The sequence below is a fragment of the Nocardioides perillae genome, assembly GCF_013409425.1.
GTDB lineage: Bacteria > Actinomycetota > Actinomycetes > Propionibacteriales > Nocardioidaceae > Nocardioides > Nocardioides perillae.
The window spans coordinates 998,533-1,018,393 of record NZ_JACCAC010000001.1; the positions used below are offsets into that span (position 1 = coordinate 998,533).

Here is a 19,861-nt window from a genome sequence, read left to right on the forward strand (position 1 = left end):
ACCACCTGCACCACCGGCACGCTCACCGCGGCCCGTCTCGTCCGTCGAGGCGGGCCGCGGTGCTGTGCGCCGGCACCACGACGTGCAGCGCGTTGCGCTCGACGGCGAACGCCGTGGGGGTGCCGGCGGCCAGCTCCCCGTCGAGGTTGACCGGCATCGGCCGGTCGGTGCTGACCGTGACGGCCCGGGTGGTCAGGTGCACCACCCGCTCGTGCTCGACGAAGGACCCGTCGCGCAGGAACCGCGCGATCGAGACGTGGTCGCGCAGGCGGCCGCGGACGATGGCGTAGACGTCGAGCAGGTGGTCGTCGACCGAGGCGGTCGGCGACACCGCGTTGCCGCCGCCGTAGTGCACGCCGTTGCCGACCGCCACCTGCAGCAGGTCGTCGAGCGCGAGCGGGGCGTGGTCGCCGCCGGGGAAGTCCAGGCGGGCGGCGAAGGGCCGGTGGTGGCGGTAGGCCGCGAGCGTCGCCGCCGGGTAGGCCGCCGGTCCGAGCCACCGCTTGGCCCGTGCCGTCAGGCGCTGGGTCACCCCGACCGACAGCCCGAGCGAGGCGACGTTGAGGAAGACGCGACCGTCGGCGCGCCCGAGGTCGACGTCGACCACGTGGCCGGTGCGCAGCGCGTCGACGGCGCTCGCCACGTCCGTCGGCACGGCCAGCGTGCGGGCGAAGTCGTTGGCGGTGCCGAGCGGCAGCACGCCGAGCGGCACGTCGGTGCCGGCGACCAGGTCGGCCGCGCACCCGACGGTGCCGTCGCCCCCGCCGACCACCAGGAGGTCGGGCCCGCCCGCGACCGCTGCCTCCAGTGCCGGGCGCAGGTCGGCACCCCGCACCACCGGGTGCACGTCGAGCCGCCGGGGGCCCGCGGTCGCGAGCAGCCGGCGTACGTCGGGCAGGGCGGCGGCGCCGCGCCGGGAACCCGCGTTGACCACGAGCGCGACGGCCGCGCCGGGGTGGAGGGGCGTGAGCGGGAGGTGGGGGGGCACGGCCCCGACGCTAGGCAGCCTCGGTGAGGACTCCGTGAGACCCGGCTGTGGGCACGCTGTGCGCTCAGAGGTCGGCGAGCAGCTCCTGCATCCGGGCGATCTCGGCGGACTGGCCGACGGCGACGTCGGCGGCGAGCTCGCTGACCTGCAGGGCGGTGCCCGACGTCGCGACGGTCTCGGCCATGGTCAACGCGCCGCGGTGGTGGCCGACCATGCCGCGCAGGAAGAGCCGGTCGAAGGCGGTGCCGCGCGACGCGCGCAGCTGCGCCATCTGCTCCGGCGTCAGCATGCCCTCCATGCCGTCGTGGCCGTGGGCGCCGTGGTCGTAGTCGAGCGGGTCGTCGGAGGCCGACGGCACGTCGACGCCCTGCTCCTCGAGCCACGCGGCCATCAGCAGGATCTCGGGGCCCTGCGCGGCGGCGATGCGCTCGGCGAGGCTGCGGACCCGCGGGTCGCGGGCGCGGGTGTCGGCGAGCCGCGCCATCTCGAGGGCCTGCGCGTGGTGCGGGACCATCATCTGCACGAAGGCGATGTCGGAGTGGTTCCACGGCGTCGGCTCCGGCGGCGGCACGTCGCCGCCGACCTCGGCCGGCTCGCCCGGCGCGCCGGGCTGGAGGACGGTGACGCCCTCGCCGGAGGGGTCGTCCGCGGTGCCGCCGGAGGCGTCGGCGTGCTGCGCCGAGCCGTGCCCTGCGTGCTCGGCGGCGGTGTCGTCGCCCACGGCGGAGCAGCCCGCGAGCACGCCGGAGCCGGCGAGGAGCAGAGCCGAGACGGTCAGAAGTCGTGGTGCCCGAGTCATTGCCTTCATCGTGCTCGGCACGGTACGACAGGTGCAGCACTTCGTGCGACCCCCACCTCTCGGAAGGAACATCTCTTGTCTCGGGACCCCTCAGCGCTGTCCTTGCGCACCCGCACCCGCTCCGCCGTACGCCGTCCGCTCGCCGCCGCGGGCCTCGCCCTCGCCGTGGCCGCGGCCCTGGTGCCGGCCACCGCGACCGCCCACGACGGCTCGCACTCCTCGCAGGAGGAGGCCACCTCCGCCCAGGCGCCGCAGAACTGTCCGCCCGGCCTGGCCAAGCAGCTCGCGCGCGGTGCGGGCGACCGCTTCGGCGCCGGCTGCGACATCGCCGGCGGTGACCTGGGCGCCATGGACGACTCCGGCACCCAGCTCGCCGAGGGCGAGACCGCCTCGAGCGACAACCTCTCGCTGCTCGCGAACCGCCCGAAGTCGGGCGCGTTCGCCGCGGAGACGGCGTACAACTCCGACCTGGCCTTCAGCGGCGACCACGCCTTCGCGGGCAACTACAACGGCTTCACCGTCTGGGACATCTCGGCCCCGGCCGAGCCGCAGGAGGTCGCGCAGGTCGTGTGCCTCGGCTCGCAGAACGACATCTCCGTCTACGGCGACGTGCTCGTGCTGTCGGTGGACTCCAGCCGCGCGAGCTCCTCGTGCGAGGCCGGCAGCCAGTCGTCCCTCGTGAAGTCGTCGTGGGAGGGCCTGCGCGTCTTCGACGTGAGCGACCCGGCCAACCCGGAGTACGTCGCGGCGGTCGAGACCGACTGCGGCTCGCACACCCACACGCTGGCGCCGACGAAGGACGGCCAGACGCTCTACGCGTACGCCTCGTCCTACAGCCCCAACGTCAACGCGCCGGACTGCCAGCCGCCGCACGACAAGATCAGCGTCGTCGAGATCCCGCTCGACGACCCGTCGCAGGCCGCGCTCGTCAGCGAGCCGGTGCTCTTCCCCGAGGGCGGCAACCCGGGTGGCAACGGCTCCAGCACGACCAGCGGCTGCCACGACATCACCGCCTACCCCTCCAAGGACATCGCGGCCGGCGCGTGCATGGGTGACGGCGTCATCCTCGACATCAGCGACCGCGAGAACCCGGTCGTGACCGAGACCGTCCGCGACACCGAGAACTTCGCCTTCTGGCACTCCGCCACGTTCAACAACGAGGGCACCAAGGTCGTCTTCACCGACGAGCTCGGCGGCGGCGGCGCGGCCACCTGCAACCCGACGGTGGGCCCGGACAAGGGCGCGGACGCGATCTACCGGCTGCAGGGGGGCCAGCTGGAGTTCGCCAGCTACTACAAGATCCCGCGCACCAACTCCAACACCGAGAACTGCGTGGCCCACAACGGCTCGCTGATCCCGGTCAAGGGCCGCGACATCATGGTCCAGGCGTGGTACCAGGGCGGCATCTCCGTCTTCGACTTCACCAACGCGAAGAGGCCGCGCGAGATCGCGTGGTTCGACCGCGGCCCGATCTCCGACGAGCGCCTCGTGCTCGGCGGCTCCTGGTCGGCCTACTGGTACCGCGGCCACATCTACAGCAACGACATCCAGCAGGGCTTCGACGTCCTGACGCTGGACGACAAGATCGTCAAGACCGCCGCGAAGAGCGAGTTCGACGAGTTCAACCCGCAGTCGCAGCCGTCCTGGAACGGCTGAGCCCGGCTGAGCCACCTGCACCAACGCTGAGGGGTCGCGAGCGCACTGCGCTCGTGGCCCCTCGGCACGCTCAGCGGAATGGCCGGACCCGGGTGCAATTGCTGGGTTGTCGCCCGGTTACTGATCGGTAACCGGGCCACAACTCAGCAATTGAACCGCCGAGGGGTGGTCAGAGGGTGCGCCAGCCGCTGCCGGCCTGGTCGTGGCCGTGGGCGGCCATGAGGCTCAGGCCACCGTCGACGGTGAAGGACGAGCCGGTGACGTAGGCGGAGCGGGGCGAGGCCAGGAACGCGATGACCGAGGCCACCTCGGCGACGTGGCCCGGACGGCCGAGCGGGTTGCCCGGGCGCTCCTGGTGGTAGGCCTCGGACTCGTCCTGCCCGGTCATCTCCGTGCTGATCTCGCCCGGGGCGACGGAGTTGACGGTGATGCCGTGCTCGGAGAGCTCGAGCGCCAGCACCTTCGTCAGCATGCCGAGCCCCGCCTTCGCCGAGCAGTAGGCCGCGGCGCCGAGCCGCGGCAGGTGCTCGTGGACGCTCGTGACGTTGACGATGCGTCCGCCGTGCCCCGCGTCGACCAGGTGGCGCGCCGCCGCCTTGCTGGCGAGGAACGGGCCGTCGAGGTCGGTGGCCAGCACGTGCCGCCACGTCTCGAGGTCGGTGTCGAGCACCGTCGAGGAGTGGCCGGTGCCGGCGCAGTTGACGAGCACGCCGAGACCGCCGAGCTGGGCGACCAGGCGGTCGACCACCTCGCCGGCGTCGGGGGAGGCGGCGTCGAACCGCTCGACGAAGGCCCGCTGGCCGCGCGCCTCCACCTCGCGCACGGTGTCGGCGAGGCGCTCGGCGTCCTCGTGGCAGGTCAGGCCGACGTCGAAGCCCTCGCTGGCGAGCAGCTGGGCCGTGGCCTGGCCGATGCCCGAGTCGGAGCCGGTGACGATCGCGAGGCGGGGGTGGTGGGTCATGGTGGTGCGTACCCGCCGCCGACGGCGGTGATGCCGCCCACCCGGGCCTGCGCTTGGCCGCGCGGCCTCGACCCGGTGGACTGGGTGCATGGCACCGACCCTCCTCCCGCACCTCCCGTCGTACGCCGTGCCCGCCGGCCCCGCGCCCCTCCCGCTCGTCGTCGACGACGCCGCCGACGTGGTGCCGGCGCTCGCCCCCGCGGTGCTCGGCGCCCTCGCGGTCGTGGTGGGCGTGCACCTGCTCGTGCGCGTCGCGAGCCGGCGCTGGCCGCCGCTGCGCGACCTGGCACGGGCCGCGCGCATCCCCTTCCGGGTGCTGGTGGTGCTGGTGGCGCTGAACCCTGCCGTGGCCGCGCTCCGGCCGCGCGCCGACGAGGCGGCGTGGTGGGGGTGGGCGGCGCTGGCCGCGCAGGTGCTCGCGATCGTGGCGACCGGGTGGTTCGTGACCTCGGTGGCGCTCTTCGTCGCCGATCAGGGGCTGCGGCGCTACCGCACCGACGTCGCCGACAACCGGCTGGCGCGGCAGCGGCGCACCCAGACGATGGTGATCCGCCGGCTCACCGTCGCGGCCGGGGTGGTCGTGACCGCGGGTGCGGTGCTGCTGAGCTTCCCCGGCGTGCGGGTGGTCGGCGCCAGCGTCCTGGCCTCCGCGGGCCTGATCTCGGTCGTGGCCGGGCTCGCCGCGCAGTCGGTGCTCAGCAACGTCTTCGCGGGGGTGCAGCTGGCCTTCAACGACGCGATCCGGCTCGACGACGCCGTCATCGTCGAGGGGGAGTGGGGGTGGATCGAGGAGATCACGCTGACCTACGTCGTGGTGCGCATCTGGGACGACCGTCGCCTCGTGCTGCCCTCGACGTGGTTCACGACCACGCCGTTCCAGAACTGGACGCGCGAGCACTCCGAGCTGCTCGGCTCCGTCGAGCTCGACCTCGACTGGCGCGTCGACACCGACGCGATGCGCCGCGAGCTCGACCGGGCGCTCGAGACCACCGACCTGTGGGACGGGCGGGCGAAGGTGCTGCAGGTGACCGACGCCGTGGGCGGCTGGGTGCGGGTGCGGGTGCTCGTCACCGCGCAGGACGCGCCGTCGCTCTTCGACCTGCGCTGCCACGTGCGCGAGCACCTCGTCGGGTGGGTGCGCGACCACGCCGACGCCGGGCTGCCGCGCCAGCGCGTGGAGCTGGTCGGCGAGCCGCCCGCGCGCCCGCAGCGCGGCCCCGCCGGGGACCAGGCCGGGCTCTTCCACGGCGACGCCGCCGCCGAGGCCCGCGCGCAGCGCATGGGCACCGGCAGCGTCCCCGTCGTGCGCCAGGACGACCCGCGGCGCTGACCGGTCCCGGCCCGGGCCGGGTCGGGCCGGGTCAGCGCGGCACGATGCCGAAGAGGAACCGCGTGCGGACCATCAGCCACAGCAGCGCGAGGGTGGCGGTGGCGAGCAGCGTGCCCACGCCGAGCGAGGTGTCGCGGTCGCCGAGCTGGGCGACGAGCAGCACCACGGGCACGTGCACGACGAAGACGTAGAGGGTGGCGCGCCCGAGCGGCTCGAGTGCGGCGGACGTGGCGGCCGACACCGGTCGCCAGGCGACCGTGAGCAGGGCGTAGGCGGCGACCAGGAACGCCCAGGTGGCGGCGAGCCGTCCGGGACGGAGGTCGGTGCGGGCGAACCACTCGGCGTAGACCTGGGTGTAGGTGGCGTCGTCGAGGAGCACCCAGCGGACGTCGAGCGCGTTGCTGAGGTAGGGGTTGGCCCAGGAGAACGCGACGGCTGCGAGCCACGCGACGACGAGCAGCACCACGACCGCGCGGCCGGCGCGGGTGCGGGCGGCCGCGAGGACCGCGCTGCGGTGCCACCCGACGACGGTGCCGAGCACGAAGAGCACCTGCCAGCTCAGCAGCGGGAAGGCGTCCTCGAACTGGCTCGGGAGCACCCGCACCGGCTCGACCAGCGCCACGCCCCAGCCGGCCAGCGAGAGCACCACGACGACCGGCCACAGCCGGCGGGCGAGCAGCCAGGTCACGAGCGGGGCGAGGAGCAGCAGCGCGACGTAGAGTCCCAGGATGTTGGCCTGCCACGGGCCCATCCGGAGCAGGAAGAGCGCCTCCATCGCCTCCGGGAACGGCACGGTGCCGTCGGCCACCCCGCGGAACCAGCCGTAGAGGTCGTAGACCTGCCCGGCGCCCTCGGCACCCGCGGCGCCGGTGCCCTGGTCGGTGAAGGTGGTGACGAAGCGGCCGTCGACACCCGGCACCAGCGTGAGCAGCCAGGTCACGACGACCAGGGTGACGGCGGTGAGGTAGAGGGTGCCGGCGCGCGACCACATCTGCTGCGCCGACGCTCCCCACCCGGAGTCGGCGACGCGGCGCGCGTGCACCGAGCCGAGCACCACCCCCGAGAGCGCGACGAAGAGCTCCGCGCTCGACACCGGCCCGATCGCCTCCTCGGTGAGCACCTGGTAGGCGCTCGGCACCGGCAGGTGGTCGACCACGACGAAGCAGATCGCCAGCCCGCGCAGCCAGTCGACGACGCGGTCGCGCGACCCGGCGACCGGCGCGGCGCCGGCCGGGCGCGGCGAGGGAGGCGAGGCGGGGGTGGCGGGCGGCACCGGGTCAGGCTAGGTGCGGCGGGGCGCGTCAGCGACCGCCGCGCAGCGCGCTGGACAGGTGCCGCAGCCCGCCGCCGAGGGTCCCGCCGAGGGTGCCGCTGAGGGTGCCGCCGAGCGGGCCGCGGGGCCGACCGCGCAGTGCGTTGCCGGTCGGCTTCGACTCCAGCACGTTGCCCGGGCCGGGGGGCACGAGGTGGTCGCGGTCGGTGGCCAGGAGCCGGAAGAGCGGGCCGACGAGCACGCCGTACACGCCGGGGAGGTAGGCGGCGCCGAACCGGATCGCCTCGTTGGACCAGGCCAGCTGCGAGCGCACGTGGGGGTTGCCGACGCGGTCGAGGACCTGCCGGGCCGTCCGCTCGGGGGTCGCCACCGGCGGCGGTGGGCTACCGAGGTGGCCCGACGACGTGGCCGCCTGCTGGTAGATCGGGGTGTCGACGCCGCCGGGGGCGACGTAGTGCACGTGCACGTGCGCGAGGTCGCGGTTCTCGACCTGCAGCTGGCGGGCCAGGCCGCGCACGCCCCACTTGCTGGTGGCGTAGGCCGACATCTGCGGGACGGCGAGGTGGCCGATCACCGAGCCGACGAGCACCAGGTCGCCGGCGCGCTGGCGGCGCAGCACGGGCAGCACGTGGCGCGCGACGTTGGCGCTGCCGAGGAGGTTGGTGCGCAGCACGCCCTCGAAGACCTCGGGCGGCACCGACTCGAAGCGGCCGTAGGCCACCACGCCGGCGTTGCTGACGACGACGTCGAGGCGGCCGTGGCGGTCGAGGACCGTCTCGACCACGCGGCGCACGGCCTCGTCGTCGCCGACGTCGGCCGGCAGGACCGTCGTGCTGGCGGCCCCGTCGCACTCGTCGGCGACCAGCTGCAGGCTGGCGCGGTCACGGGCGACCAGCACGACGTGGGCGCCCTCGAGCGCGGCGCGCTGGGCGGTCGCACGGCCGATGCCGCTCGAGGCCCCGGTCACGAGCACGACCTTGCCGCGCAGCTCGGGGCGCCGCGGCAACGCGCGGCCCAGCACGGTGGTGGCGTCGGTCGCCAGGTCGTCGAGGAGGTCGGTCAGGGCGCGGGGCAGGCGAGGAGCAGGCACGCGCGCAGGTACCCCACGACGGTGCGGTCGAACGTGCCGCCGCCGGCTGTGTCGCGCGGGTGCGTGAATGAGCCGCTGTCGTCCGGATACCGGTCAGCCGCGGCGCAACCGTGCACCGCCCGGATGAGGGAGAACCCTGTGAACACCCGCACCATCGCCATCCTCGCGCTCGTCATCGCCGTCATCCTGCTGCTCGTCCTGCTGCTCTGAGCGGCCCCCGCCGAGGCGACTGCCCGGCTCCCCACGCCGACCGCGGGGAGCCGGGCACGCCCCTACGGGTGGGATCACCCCTCCGGGTGACCCCCAGATTCGGGGTGTGGGGGCCCGTGTCGGCGAGCCGCCACCGGGCACCGTGCCCGGAGGGCCGCCAGGCCGTGACCGCCGCTGCCGAGAGGACCGAGGGAGGGACCGTGCTGGAGCCGATCGTCGTCGCGCCCGTGCCGGCCGGCCACCCCTACGTCCGGCGCACGCTGCCCGCAGCGGACGACCCTGCGGCCGGCATCGTCGTGCACCTGCCCGACCCGGACCCCGACCACCCGCACGACCCGACCCGGCAGGCCGGCCCACGCTGGTGGCCCGCGGTGAAGCTCGAGCCGTGGTGGGTCGAGCAGTCCCGCCCGCACGTGCTGCACGTGCACTTCGGCTACGACGACCGCTCGCCCGCGCAGCTGCGCGCGCTCGTCCGCGCCTGCCGCGCCGTCGGCACGGCCCTGGTCGTGACCGTGCACGACCTGCGCAACCCCCACCACGACGACCCGGCCCTCCTCGAGGCCCAGCTCGACGTGCTGCTCCCGGCCGCCGACGCCGTGCTGACGCTCACCGCGAGCGCGGCCGACGAGGTCGCCGCCCGGTGGGGCGTGCGGCCGACGGTCGTGCCCCACCCCCACCTGGTCGAGCCGCAGGAGGCGGCCGCGCTCCGCGCCGCCCGCCGACCGCGCGCCGGACGTCCTCTCGTCGTCGGCGTGGCCGCCAAGGGCGTCCGACGCAACACCGACCCTGCCCGGGTCCTCCCCGGCCTCCTCGACGGCGTGCGCGCGAGCGGCGACCGGCTGCGCGTCGACCTGCACCGCGAGGTGCGCGCGACCCCGGCCGCCGACCGGACCCCCGCCCAGCAGGCGCTGCTGCGGTGGGTCGACGACCACGCCCGAGAGCCCGACGTCGACCTCGTCGAGCACGACCCGCGCGACGACGCCGACCTCCACGCCTACCTCGCCGGCCTCGACCTCGCCGTGCTGCCCTACACCCACGGCACCCACTCGGGCTGGCTCGAGGCGTGCCACGACGTCGGCACCGCGGTCCTCGCGCCGGGCTTCGGCCACTACGCCGACCAGGGCGCCGAGGCGACCTACCCCGAGGGGGCCGACCGGTCGGTGCTGGCCGACCGCGTGGCGACGACGCTCGCCGCGCTGCGCGCCGACGAGCGCCTGCCGGGGCCGTCGCCCGCGGCGCGGGTCGCCCAGCGCGCCGAGGTCGCCGACGCCCACCTCACGGCGTACCTCTCGGCGCTCGGTCGCACCCGGCCCGCCCTCGACCACGACCCTCGGGAGGTCCGCCGGTGCGTCTCTGCCTGATCGCCTCGTGCCGCTACCCGGTCGCCGAGCCCTTCGCCGGCGGTCTGGAGGCGCACACCCACGCCCTCGCCAGCCTGCTGCGGGCCCGCGGCCACGACGTCACGCTCTTCGCCGCCCCGGGCTCCGACCCCGACCTCGAGGCCGAGCTGCTGCCGGTCGCGCCCTTCGCGAGCAGCGACCTCGCGCGCGCCGACGTGGCCGCGCCGCCGGAGTGGTGGATGCAGGAGCACCACGCCTACCTCGACCTGATGCTCGCGCTGCAGCGCGAGGAGGGCCGCTTCGACGTGGTCCACAACAACAGCCTCCACCACCTGCCGATCGCGATGGCCCACGTGCTCGACGCGCCGCTGGTCACCACGCTGCACACCCCGCCGCTGCCGTGGATCGAGTCGGCCGTCGCGCTCGCGCGGCCCGGCGCGCGCTTCGTCGCGGTGAGCCGGGCGATGGCCGAGCAGTGGTCGCACTGCGTCGAGGCCGACGTGGTGCACAACGGGGTCGACACCGACGGGTGGCGCGACCTCGGCGGCGGCGACCGGCTCGTGTGGTCGGGCCGCATCGTCCCCGAGAAGGCGCCCCACGAGGCCGTGCTCGCCGCCCGGCGGGCCGGGCTGCCGCTCGACCTGGTGGGGCCCGTGACCGACCAGCGCTACTACGACGAGCAGGTCGCGCCGCTGCTCGACGACGGCCCGCGCGGGGCCCGCTACGTCGGCCACCTCTCCCAGCACGGCCTGCGCGCCCTGGTCGGCCGGGCCGCCGCGGCCGTCGTGACCCCGCAGTGGGACGAGCCCTTCGGCCTCGTCGCCGCGGAGGCCCTCAGCTGCGGCACCCCTGTCGTCGCCTACGCCCGCGGCGCGCTGCCGGAGATCGTCGGCCCCGGCTGCGGCGTGCTGGTCGCGCCGGGCGACGTCGACGGGCTGGCGCGGGGGATGGTGCGGGCCCGCGGCCTGGACCGCGGTGCGGTGCGGGCGGTCGCCGTCGCGCGCTTCGGCGCCCAGGCGATGGTCGCCGGCTACGAGGAGGTCTACGCCGACGTGAGGCGGCGCCGGCTGGAGGCCGCGTGATCGGCTGGTACGCCCACCACCACGGCCGCGGGCACGTCCACCGCGCCCTCGCGCTGGCCGCGCACCTGGCCGGTGCGGGCGAGCAGGTCACCGTGCTCTCCTCGACCCCCCGCCCCGCCGACGCGCCCCCCGGGACCGTGGCGTGGGTGGAGCTGCCGCGCGACGACGACGGGCTCGACGGCGGGCTCGACGGCGGGCTGGGTGGCCGGCCGGTCGGCGGGTCGGGTGGCGGGTCGGGAGCCGGGCCCGTGGACCCGACCGCCCACGGCCACCTGCACTGGGTGCCGCGCCACCACGACGGGCTGCGCGAGCGCACGGCCGCGGTGTCGGCCTGGATCGCGGAGCACCGCCCCCGCGCGATGGTGGTCGACGTCAGCCAGGAGGTGGCCCTGCTGGCCCGGCTGCACGGCGTGCCCGTCGTGTCGACCGTGCTGCCCGGCGACCGCACCGACGCCGCCCACGCGCTGGGTCTCGGGGTCAGCGACGCGCTCGTCGGCTTCTGGCCCGCGGGGGCCGGGCTGGCCCGGCTGCCTGCCGGGGTGTCCGACCGCCTGACCGAGGTGGGCGCCCTGTCGCGCTTCGACCCGCACCGGCCGGCCGCGGCTGCGCGGGCGGCCGGCGGACCGCGGCGCGCCACGCTGCTGGGCGGGCGCGGTGGCGACGCCTGGACGTCCGACGAGGTCGAACGCCTGACCGCGGCGCTGGGCGACGCGTGGGAGCTGACCGTCCTGGGGTCGGGCGGCGCCTGGGTCGACGACCCGTGGACGGCGCTGTCCGGCGCCGACGTCGTGCTGACCCACGCCGGGCAGAACGCGCTCGCCGAGGTCGCCAGCGCCCGCAGGCCCGCGGTCGTGGTCCCCGCCGAGCGGCCCCACGACGAGCAGCGCAGCACCGGCCGCGCGCTCGCGGGCGGCGGCTGGCCGGTGCGGGTGCTCGACCGGCTCGACCACCCCGACTGGCCCGCGCTGCTCGACGAGGTCGCCGCGCTCGACGGCGGCGCGTGGGCCCGGTGGTGCGACGGCCGCGCGGGCGAGCGCTTCGGCGAGGTGCTCGGGGTAGTGCTCGCCGGGAGGCTCACCGGGGCGTCCGCCGGGACCGCGCGTCCGGTGCCGGTCGGAGCGGTCGGGTGAGCGCCGGGCTCGTCGCGGTCGTGACCGTGGTCTCCGGTCGCCACGACCACCTGCGCCTGCACCTCGGCGCGCTCGCGCGCCAGGCTGCGCACCTGCACGTCGTGGTCGCCGTCGACGACCCCGAGGCGGCCGCGGCCGCCACGGCGGCCGGCGCGCACGTGGTGGAGCTGCCGCGCGAGGCCGGGCACCTCCCCGTCGCCGCCGCGCGCAACGCCGGTGTCGGCGCGGCCCTGGCCGCCGGGGCCGACGTGCTCGTGCTCCTCGACGTCGACTGCCTGGCGGGGCCCGGCCTGGTCGCGTCCTACGCCGGGGCCGCGCGCGCCGACCGCGACACGGTGTGGTGCGGACCGGTGACCTACCTGCGCGCCGACCAGCGGCCGTACTCCCTCGACCACCTGCCCACCCTCGACGACCCCCACCCCGCCCGTCCCGCGCCTGCCCCGGGCGAGGTGCGCGACGAGCACCGCTGGGAGCTCTTCTGGTCGCTGAGCGCGGCCCTGCACCGCGACGCGTGGCAGCGCACGGGCGGCTTCGACGAGGCCTACGTCGGCTACGGCGCCGAGGACACCGACCTCGGACGGCGCGCCGAGCGCGCGGGGCTGTCCCTGCGGTGGCTCGGCTCCGCCCGCGCCTTCCACCAGCACCACCCCGTCGAGTCGCCGCCGGTGCGTCACCTCGACGACCTGCTGCGCAACGGTGCGCTCTTCGCCGAGCGGTGGGGCGCGTGGCCCTACCCGGGCTGGCTCGAGGCGTTCCGCGAGCAGGGGCTCGTCGAGCCCGACGGCGACGGTGGCTGGCGCCGCGCCGCGGCGGGGTCGACGGCGGGGTCGACGTGACCGCGCCGCTGCACCTCCTGCTCGGGCCGGTGGGCCACGGCGTGCGGCGGTGCGCGGCCGACCTGGCCCGCGCGGTCGGCGCGGCCACCGCGACCGACCCGCGGTCGCTGGCCGACGGCGACCCCGTGCACCTGCACCTGACCGACCGGGTCGTGGCGTCCGACCCCGCGTCGGCCGCCGACCGGGTCGAGGCCTGGGCCGCGCGGTGCCCACTCACCGTCACCCTCCACGACGTGCCGCAGCCCACCGACGGGGCGGCGTTCGCGGCCCGACGAGCGGCGTACGCCCGCATCGTGCGCGCCGTCGACGGCTGGGCGGTGTGCTCGGAGCACGAGCGGGAGCTGGTGCACGACCTGCTCGACGGCGCCACCGGGCGGCCCGGGCGGGTGCTGCCGCTGCCGCTCGAGCCCGCCCCCGCGGCTCGGCTGCCGGCGCCGGCGAGGCTCCCGGCCGGCCGCACGGTGGTGCTCCTGGGGTGGCTCTACCCCGGCAAGGGTCATGCCGAGGTGGTGCGGGCGCTGGCCTCGCTGCCACCGTCCGCGCGCGGTCCGGCCCCGCTCACCGTGGTCTCGGCGGGCGCGGTGTCGCCGGGTCACGACGACCTCGTGGCCGCCCTCGGGGAGGAGGCCCTCGTCGCAGGGCTCGGCTTCCAGGTGACGGGGTGGCTGGGGGAGGACGAGGCGCTGGCCTGGCTGCAGCACGCCGACGTGCCGGTCGCCGGGCACCGCAACGTCTCGGCGAGTGCGTCGGTCAACTCGTGGGTCGCGGCCGGACGGCGCCCGCTCGTGCGCCGCAGCCGCTACGCCGAGGAGGTCGAGCGGCTGCGCCCGGGCTGCCACGTCCTGTGGCGCGACGAGGAGCTCGCCGACCGGCTCGCGGCGGCGCTCGCCGACCCGGCGCTGACCCGGCTGGCCGGACCGCCCCCGGGTCCGGACCTCGCGACCGTCGCCGCGGCGTACGTCGCGTGGTGGCGCTCGCTCGACCGGGCGCGGTCGGGAGCGGCGTGAGCGAGGAGGTGACCGCGTCGCGTGCGGCTGGTCCGTGTGCGGTCGGGCCGGGTGCGGTCGGGCCGCCGGCGTGGGGGCGACCGGTGCCGCCGCAGGGCCCCGACGGGGCGTGGGCGGAGGTCGGGGACGCCGAGGCGGCCGAGGCGCTGGCGCAGCGGACGGTGTCGGTGGTCGTCACCCACTACGAGCAGCCCGAGCAGCTCGCCCGGACCCTCGCGGCGCTCGGCCGGCAGACGCGGCCGCCCGACGAGGTGGTCGTCGCCGACGACGGGTCCGCGGCGGTGCCGCGGGTGCCGCCGGGCGTGCGGGTGGTGCGGCAGGAGGACCGCGGCTTCCGCGCCGCCGCCGCGCGCAACCTCGGCGTGCGCGCCACGACCGGCGACCTGCTCGTCCTTCTCGACGCCGACACGGTGCCGGAGCCGGGCTTCGTGGCCGCGGCGGTCCGTCGGGTGGCGGTGCTCCCTGAGCTGGTGGTGGTGGGCCGCCGGCGGCACGCGGCGCTCGCGGGCGCGCCGCTCGACGCGCCGGTCGAGGAGGTCGGGCCGCGACGCGAGCTGTCGGCGCCGGCCTGGCTCGACGACGGGTGGGCGCGCAGCCGCGACCTGCGCGACGCCGACGAGACCTCCTTCCGCTTCGTCATCAGCGCCGTGGTGGCCTGCTCGCGGTGGTTCTTCGACCTGGTCGGGGGCTTCGACGAGACCTTCACCGCCTACGGCGGCGAGGACTGGGAGTGGGCCCACCGTTGCCGTCTCGCCGGCGGGGTGCTGGCCCACGAGCCCACCGCCGTCGCCTGGCACGACGGCCCCGACGCCGGCGCCGAGCCGCGCACCTGGGCGCCCGGCGAGGAGGACGACCGCGCGCTCGCCGAGACCGTGGCGGTCGCCGACCGGGTCGCCGCGCCGGTCTCGGGGTGGCGCGGGCTGCTGCGCGGGCCGGCCGACCTCGAGGTGCTGCTCGAGCCCACGCTCGCCGGTCGCGGTCTGGTGGCGTGCGTCGACAGCCTCCTCGCCGGTCTCCCGCGCGCCCGCGTCGTGGCCACCGCCGCCCAGCGGGAGCTGCTCGGTGACGACCCGCGGCTCGCCGCCGAGCCGTCGCACGCCGCGCTGGCGGGCCCGCGCCTCGCGCTCCGGCTGCACCGCGCCCTCGTCGCGGAGCCCGCGGCCTGGCAACGGCTCGCGCGGGCCTGCGACGGGTCGGCCGCGCCGCCGGCGGTGCGGCTCGGGCCGGCCGAGGCGCCGTGGGCGGAGCTGCGCGACCTGCGCCGCGACCGCCGGGCGGCGCGCTGGGGCCTCGATGCCCCGGTCGCGCGCGCCGGGGACGCGGGCGGTTTCCGGTCGGCCGACGAGGTCACGCTCGCAGCGTGGCTGGGCGGCTGGGCGACCTGAGCGCTCAGGCGGCCGCCGGATCGGCTGCGGCGGTGAGGGGAGCGCGCCGCACGCGGTGGTAGCGGAAGCCCACCATGCGCTGGAAGTGGCGGATGCCGTTGCTCTGCTCGCCCGGGTGCTCGGTGTCGAGCAGGGTGCGCACGCCGCGTCGCGACAGCTCCTCGACGAGGGCGCGGGTGGCGAGGTAGCGCGCGTCGCTGTGCACGCGCTCCCAGCCGAGGGTGCGGAAGTAGCGCAGCACCGCCGTGTCGCCCCACACCGGGGCCACCGTGAGCAGGAGCGGCACCCCGTCGGCGTCCTCGGCGACGAGCCACAGGTCGTGGCGCAGCAGGTCGGAGTTGTCGGGCGCGGGGTTGCGGTACCAGTCGTCGGGGTGGGTCCGCTCGGCCGCGTGCGCCCGGGCGAGCAGGTCCTCGCGCTCGGGACCGCGCGGCACCAGCCGGCAGGTCACGCCGTGCCGTTCGGCCGCGCGGCACTTGCGCCGCAGTGTCTGGCGACGGGCGCCGTGCGAGTACGCCGCCGGGTCGGCCGGCACGCAGAGCGCGGCGAGGCCGGTCCAGCGGGCGGGCAGCCCGCCTAGTCCGCGCATGCCGAGCACCGCGAGCACCGCGTCGCGGGCGGGGTGGTCCGTGTCGCCCGGGCGCTCGCTGCCGTCCCCGCGCACCCGCGCCCGGTCGGGTGCGGGGTCGACGTGGCAGGAGATCCACGCGAGGCGCAGCGCTGCGACGCACGCGAGGAGCGTCCACCACGGGTGGTGGAGCACGAAGGCGAGCCGCTGGTGGTGGTCGTCGAGGTAGCGCGTCCAGAACTGCGCGAGCTCCGGCTCGCCCACGGCGCGCGCGAAGCCGCCCCCACCCACTGCTGTGCCCCGTCCCTCTCGACCGGTGGCCCCCCGAGCGGACCGTTGACTGCCGGCGACACTAGCGCCCCTGAGGCATCGGCGCAGCACGATCGACGGGTCGGGCGAGGGGTCGCGCGCTGGGTACGCGTCCAGGGGTCGCGCGCTGGGCTGGCGTCGAGGGGTCGCGCGTTGGGGATGCGTCGAGGGGTCGCGCGTTGGGGATGCGTCGAGGGGTCGCGCGCTGGGCTGGCGTCGAGGGGTCGCGCGTTGGGGATGCGTCGAGGGGTCACGCGCTGGCAGCGGGCTGGTGGTCGAAGGGGGTCGGCGGCCCGTGCCGAGTCAGATCGTTCGCACAGACGTGTGGGAGTACGTCGTGCCGGGCGGTGTGGGTGGGTCCGGTGGCGTCGCTTGGTCTCAGGTCCGCATGGGTCGGGTGCGGGCGAAGGTGATCCGGTGGTGGTGGTAGGTGGTCTCGTAGGCGGGGTCGTGGGCCCTGGCGTGGTGTCTGGGGCACAGCAGGTAGCCCTGGTCGAGGTCGGTGCTGCCGCCTGCATGCCAGGGGGTGCGGTGGTGGGCGTGGCACATCGAGGGCGGCCAGTCGCAGCCGTCGGCGGTGCAGCCGCCTTGGAGGCGTGCGAGTGCGAGGCGTTGGGTCTTGGTGAAGTACCGCCGGGTCCGCCCCACGTCGAGGGGCTGCGATGCCCCGCCGAGCACGATCGGGACGATCCCAGCGCCGCACGCCCACAACCGTGCTTTCGCGGCAGTGATGCGGGTGCCGGTCGACAAGGTGGCCGGTGCGTCGGCGCCGGGGCCGGTGCCGGTGAGCTGTGCGAGGTCGAGGGTGACGGTGACGGTCGCGTCGACCCCACCGGCCTGGGTCGCGGTGGTGGTGTCAGCGGCGTCGGCGGCGGGGCGGTGGCGGGTGCGGACGTACTCGCAGAACGCGTGCCCGCGTCGCAGCGGCCGCGGGAGCCGGTTGCCGTGCTGATCGGAAGGGATCGGGTCGGTGCCGTGGGTGGCGTGGTGGTGGCGGGGTGCGGTGAGTGCGTCGAGAGCGGCGGCGAGCATGTCGGCTTCCGCGGCGGGGATGGTGAACCGGCCATGGGCCTTGCCGTGGCCGTCGCGGCTCATCGTGAACGAGGCTGCCGCGGTTGCTGCTGCTTCTTCGCGTTCGAGGCGGTCGCGTTCGACTGCTTCGGCGATGTCGGGGGCGACGACGTCGAGGATGCGGTCGCCGAGCCGTTTCAGCTCAACGGCGTCGAACGAAGCAGCCAACTCCAGCAGGTGGGCGCGGGCAGCGTCGACCACTGCGACCCCGACCCGATCGGCCGGCAGCGCGTCGACCGCACGGGCGATGACCTCCGCCTGCTCGGGCAACACCCCACCTGTGCTCATCGCCGCGAGCACGGTGCCGTGCCGTGCCTCGAGCGCCGCAGCGTGGCGGACGGTAGCGACGGACTTGGCGCGGGTCTGGTGGGTGAGCCTGGCCCAGTGCGCCCCGGTGGAGGTGGCACCCGTGGCGTCGCCGACACCGGCCCGGTCAGCGGCGGCGACGGTGGTGAGCTCGAGCGCGGCGAGGCGGGCACGGCACCGGGCGAGCTCCACCAACGCCGCCTCCGCCTCTGGCGCGGTCAGTGACCAGGTCGGCGTACCCGCGGCGTGGTGCAGGTCGGTGTCGAGGCAGGCGAGCGCAGCCAGCAGCGGGTGCTGTGGCTGGTGGTCGCGGTGGTCTGCCATGCCGCTTACTCAACCACCTGCCACCGACAGTCCCGCGCGCCTCGAGAACTGTCCGGATTGCGCTGTGGACAACGGATCCACGGCGGCTGCCTGTGGACAGGAAGTGGCGCACCACGGCCTCCGGCGAGGGTCGGGTCGAGGGTCGGCGGGCGACTCACCGGGCTTCGACACGCTCGCTGGCGCTCGCTGCTCGACCACCGACCTCTGCCAGCGCGTGACCCCTCGACGCGAGCGCAGCGCGTGACCCCTCGACGCGAGCGCAGCGCGTGACCCCTCGGCGCGAGCCCAGCGCGTGACCCCTCGACGCGAGCGCAGCGCGCGACCCCTCGACGGGTCGGCCTGCCCGGTCAGGTGAGGGTGACGGCGATCTTCCCACGGGTGCGGCCCTGCTCGGAGGCCCGGTGGGCGTCGGCGAGCTGCTCGAGGGGGTAGGTGGCGGCGAGGTCGACGCGCAGTCGGCCGCGGTCGACGAGGTCGCGGAGGGCGTCGAGGTGGTCGCGCTCGGGGCGCACGAAGACGTAGCGCCCGCCGGCGTCCCGGACGGCCGGGTCCACGACGGAGGCGACCCGGGCAGGGTCGCGCACCTGCTGCGGCGCGTCGGCCAGCGCATCACCACCGACGAGGTCGAGGACGGCGTCGACCGGCTCGGACAGCTGCGCGGAGACCGGGCCGGCGTGGTGGTCGACGACCTCGGAGACGCCGAGCGCGCGGAGGTGGTCGTGGTTGCGGGGGCTCGCGGTGCCCACCACGGTCGCGCCCCGCGACAGGGCGATCTGCACGGCGAACTGGCCGACGCCGCCTGCGGCCGCGTGCACCAGCACCCGGTCGCCCGCGCTGACCTCGAGCGCCTCGACCAGCGCCTGGTAGGCGGTCAGCCCGGCGAGGGGCACCGCGGCGGCCTCGGCGAAGGAGAGGCCCTCGGGCTTGCGGGCGACGGTCCGCTCGGGGGCCGGCACCAGCTCCGCGGCCGTGCCGGCGTGCACGTCGTCGCGGCGCACGTAGCCCCACACCGGGTCGCCGGGCTGCAGGCCCGAGCGCACGGCCGGCCCGACCGCCTCGACGACGCCGGCGACGTCCCAGCCGGGCACGATCGGGAGGTGGTGCGGGAAGGCCCCCTGGAGGTGCCCCTGGCGGATCTTCCAGTCGACCGGGTTGACGCTCGTCGCGTGCACCCGCACGAGCACCACGTCGGGTCCGACCGGTGGGTCCGGGACCTCGCGCACCTCGAGGACGTCCGCGTCGCCGTACTCGTCGTAGACCGCTGCTCGCACCCGTTGCTCCTCGTCGCTCGTCCGCCGCTGACGCGCCGGGCCGCGACCCGACCTCGCCATGTTGACGCGACGACCAAGCCCGACCCCGCCCGCCGGCTCGCCGCAGCGGGGAGTGCGACGAGCCGCTCAGCGGCTGCGCGGGCGCGGCACGTGGCCGCCCCAGCGCTCGGCCTGCTCGACGACGTGGCGCGCGACGACCTCGAGGTCGACGTGCTGGCGGGTCGCGCTCGCCTCGAGCAGCTCCACGGCCCGCTCCGCCGACGACCCGTAGCGCTCCTGCACGATCCCGACCGCGCGGTCGAGCAACCGGTGCCCCGTCGCAGCGGCGGGCGCCGACGCCGCAGCCGCGGCGACGCGGTCCTGCTCGCGCGCCACCATCTCCGCGACGCGCGCCCCGAGGGCCTGCGCGAGGTCGTGCACGAGTCGGCGGGAGCGGGCGTCGAGGTCGCCGTGGCGCAGGCCGTACGCCGTGAGCACGCCGTGCGCGTCCGGCCCGGCGAGGAGCGGGGCACAGGCCTGGACCCGCACGCCGCGCGCGCTCGCGGCCGCGTCGTAGGTCGGCCAGGAGGCGAGCAGGCCGCGCTCGGCGTAGAGCGGACGGCCGCTGCGCAGCGTGTCGGCGCAGGGGCCCTCGCCGGTGCTGCGCTCGAGGCGGAGGAGGTCGCGCACCAGCGGGTCGGTGGCGACGCGGCAGCGCAGCGGGCTGTCCGGCAGGGCCACGACGAGGCCGACCGCGTCGATGCCCTCGCTCGCCGCGACGAGCTGGTCGGCGAGGCGGTCGGCGACCCGGTCCAGGTCGGCGACGTCGCGCAGCGGCGGCACGCCCGCGAGCGACGCCGTGGTCGCGTCGGTGCTGCTGGCCACGCTCATGGTGGTCCCCTTCGTCAGCCCTCCTCGACGAGCGTCGCACCCGCGCTGGGGCCGG

Annotated in this window: 18 protein-coding genes; 9 read left to right on the top strand and 9 right to left on the bottom strand. The window is 76.4% G+C overall.

What is annotated here, in order from left to right; all coding sequences use genetic code 11:
- Positions 1 to 22: 22 nt before the first annotated feature.
- Together BJ989_RS04615 and BJ989_RS04620 are read right to left on the bottom strand one after the other, a co-directional pair.
- Positions 23 to 988: a lipid kinase gene (locus tag BJ989_RS04615; protein ID WP_179517194.1), complete on the bottom strand. Its 966-nt coding sequence runs from the start codon at positions 986 to 988 to the stop codon at positions 23 to 25.
- A 64-nt stretch (positions 989 to 1,052) separates the two neighbouring features.
- A complete protein-coding gene (locus BJ989_RS04620) occupies positions 1,053 to 1,787 on the bottom strand; it encodes a DUF305 domain-containing protein (RefSeq protein WP_179517195.1) in 735 nt (244 codons plus the stop codon).
- A 75-nt stretch (positions 1,788 to 1,862) separates the two neighbouring features.
- Here BJ989_RS04620 and BJ989_RS04625 point away from each other — a divergent pair, with 75 nt between their 5' ends.
- Positions 1,863 to 3,443, top strand: a complete 1,581-nt coding sequence (locus BJ989_RS04625; protein ID WP_246283395.1) for an LVIVD repeat-containing protein — start codon at positions 1,863 to 1,865, stop codon at positions 3,441 to 3,443.
- Between the two features lie 169 nt (positions 3,444 to 3,612).
- Here the strand turns inward: BJ989_RS04625 and BJ989_RS04630 are convergent, their stop codons facing one another.
- Positions 3,613 to 4,404: an SDR family oxidoreductase gene (locus tag BJ989_RS04630; RefSeq protein ID WP_179517196.1), complete on the bottom strand. Its 792-nt coding sequence runs from the start codon at positions 4,402 to 4,404 to the stop codon at positions 3,613 to 3,615.
- A gap of 88 nt (positions 4,405 to 4,492) precedes the next feature.
- On the opposite strand from BJ989_RS04630, the gene BJ989_RS04635 reads away from it, so the two are divergent.
- Complete coding sequence (locus tag BJ989_RS04635) at positions 4,493 to 5,734, top strand: mechanosensitive ion channel family protein (RefSeq protein WP_179517197.1); 1,242 nt, start codon at positions 4,493 to 4,495, stop codon at positions 5,732 to 5,734.
- Between the two features lie 31 nt (positions 5,735 to 5,765).
- Here the strand turns inward: BJ989_RS04635 and opgC are convergent, their stop codons facing one another.
- Together opgC and BJ989_RS04645 are read right to left on the bottom strand one after the other, a co-directional pair.
- On the bottom strand, positions 5,766 to 7,007 hold the full coding sequence (gene opgC, locus BJ989_RS04640) for an OpgC domain-containing protein (protein WP_179517198.1): 1,242 nt from the start codon (positions 7,005 to 7,007) through the stop codon (positions 5,766 to 5,768).
- Positions 7,008 to 7,035: 28 nt separating this feature from the next.
- Positions 7,036 to 8,097, bottom strand: a complete 1,062-nt coding sequence (locus BJ989_RS04645) for an SDR family NAD(P)-dependent oxidoreductase (RefSeq protein WP_218848726.1) — start codon at positions 8,095 to 8,097, stop codon at positions 7,036 to 7,038.
- A gap of 63 nt (positions 8,098 to 8,160) precedes the next feature.
- Here BJ989_RS04645 and BJ989_RS04650 point away from each other — a divergent pair, with 63 nt between their 5' ends.
- The 7 genes from BJ989_RS04650 to BJ989_RS04680 all read left to right on the top strand — a co-directional run bounded on the left by BJ989_RS04650 (position 8,161) and on the right by BJ989_RS04680 (position 15,087).
- Complete coding sequence (locus BJ989_RS04650) at positions 8,161 to 8,307, top strand: hypothetical protein (RefSeq protein WP_179517199.1); 147 nt, start codon at positions 8,161 to 8,163, stop codon at positions 8,305 to 8,307.
- A gap of 200 nt (positions 8,308 to 8,507) precedes the next feature.
- A complete protein-coding gene (locus BJ989_RS04655) occupies positions 8,508 to 9,668 on the top strand; it encodes a glycosyltransferase (RefSeq protein ID WP_179517200.1) in 1,161 nt (386 codons plus the stop codon).
- Positions 9,653 to 10,729 (top strand): glycosyltransferase, encoded by a 1,077-nt coding sequence (locus BJ989_RS04660; RefSeq protein WP_179517201.1) that lies wholly within the window; start codon positions 9,653 to 9,655, stop codon positions 10,727 to 10,729. The genes BJ989_RS04655 and BJ989_RS04660 overlap by 16 nt, the downstream gene beginning before the upstream one ends.
- On the top strand, positions 10,726 to 11,859 hold the full coding sequence (locus BJ989_RS04665; protein ID WP_179517202.1) for a glycosyltransferase: 1,134 nt from the start codon (positions 10,726 to 10,728) through the stop codon (positions 11,857 to 11,859). The genes BJ989_RS04660 and BJ989_RS04665 overlap by 4 nt, the downstream gene beginning before the upstream one ends.
- A complete protein-coding gene (locus BJ989_RS18625) occupies positions 11,856 to 12,695 on the top strand; it encodes a galactosyltransferase-related protein (RefSeq protein ID WP_179517203.1) in 840 nt (279 codons plus the stop codon). The genes BJ989_RS04665 and BJ989_RS18625 overlap by 4 nt, the downstream gene beginning before the upstream one ends.
- Entirely contained in the window at positions 12,692 to 13,702 is a 1,011-nt protein-coding gene (locus BJ989_RS04675) for a glycosyltransferase family protein (protein ID WP_179517204.1), read from the top strand. Before BJ989_RS18625 ends, BJ989_RS04675 begins: the two co-directional genes overlap by 4 nt.
- An 83-nt stretch (positions 13,703 to 13,785) precedes the next feature.
- Positions 13,786 to 15,087, top strand: coding sequence for a glycosyltransferase (locus BJ989_RS04680; RefSeq protein WP_179517205.1), 1,302 nt, complete (start codon positions 13,786 to 13,788; stop codon positions 15,085 to 15,087).
- A gap of 4 nt (positions 15,088 to 15,091) precedes the next feature.
- Here the strand turns inward: BJ989_RS04680 and BJ989_RS04685 are convergent, their stop codons facing one another.
- The 4 genes from BJ989_RS04685 to BJ989_RS04700 form a co-directional block, all read right to left on the bottom strand.
- Positions 15,092 to 15,919, bottom strand: coding sequence for a hypothetical protein (locus BJ989_RS04685; RefSeq protein WP_179517206.1), 828 nt, complete (start codon positions 15,917 to 15,919; stop codon positions 15,092 to 15,094).
- Positions 15,920 to 16,342: 423 nt separating this feature from the next.
- Positions 16,343 to 17,665, bottom strand: a complete 1,323-nt coding sequence (locus BJ989_RS04690) for an HNH endonuclease signature motif containing protein (protein ID WP_179517207.1) — start codon at positions 17,663 to 17,665, stop codon at positions 16,343 to 16,345.
- Positions 17,666 to 18,012: 347 nt separating this feature from the next.
- Positions 18,013 to 18,936 (bottom strand): zinc-binding dehydrogenase, encoded by a 924-nt coding sequence (locus BJ989_RS04695; protein WP_179517208.1) that lies wholly within the window; start codon positions 18,934 to 18,936, stop codon positions 18,013 to 18,015.
- 126 nt (positions 18,937 to 19,062) lie between these two features.
- Positions 19,063 to 19,806: a GAF and ANTAR domain-containing protein gene (locus tag BJ989_RS04700; RefSeq protein WP_179517209.1), complete on the bottom strand. Its 744-nt coding sequence runs from the start codon at positions 19,804 to 19,806 to the stop codon at positions 19,063 to 19,065.
- Positions 19,807 to 19,861 lie beyond the last annotated feature (55 nt).

Bases quoted from the DNA above. Each gene is read 5' to 3' on its own strand.
- BJ989_RS04620 (WP_179517195.1), bottom strand. From the start codon at position 1,787: ATGACTCGGGCACCACGACTTCTGACCGTCTCGGCTCTGCTCCTCGCC.
- BJ989_RS04630 (WP_179517196.1), bottom strand. From the start codon at position 4,404: ATGACCCACCACCCCCGCCTCGCGATCGTCACCGGCTCCGACTCGGGC.
- BJ989_RS04635 (WP_179517197.1), top strand. From the start codon at position 4,493: ATGGCACCGACCCTCCTCCCGCACCTCCCGTCGTACGCCGTGCCCGCC.
- BJ989_RS04690 (WP_179517207.1), bottom strand. From the start codon at position 17,665: ATGGCAGACCACCGCGACCACCAGCCACAGCACCCGCTGCTGGCTGCG.
- BJ989_RS04700 (WP_179517209.1), bottom strand. From the start codon at position 19,806: ATGAGCGTGGCCAGCAGCACCGACGCGACCACGGCGTCGCTCGCGGGC.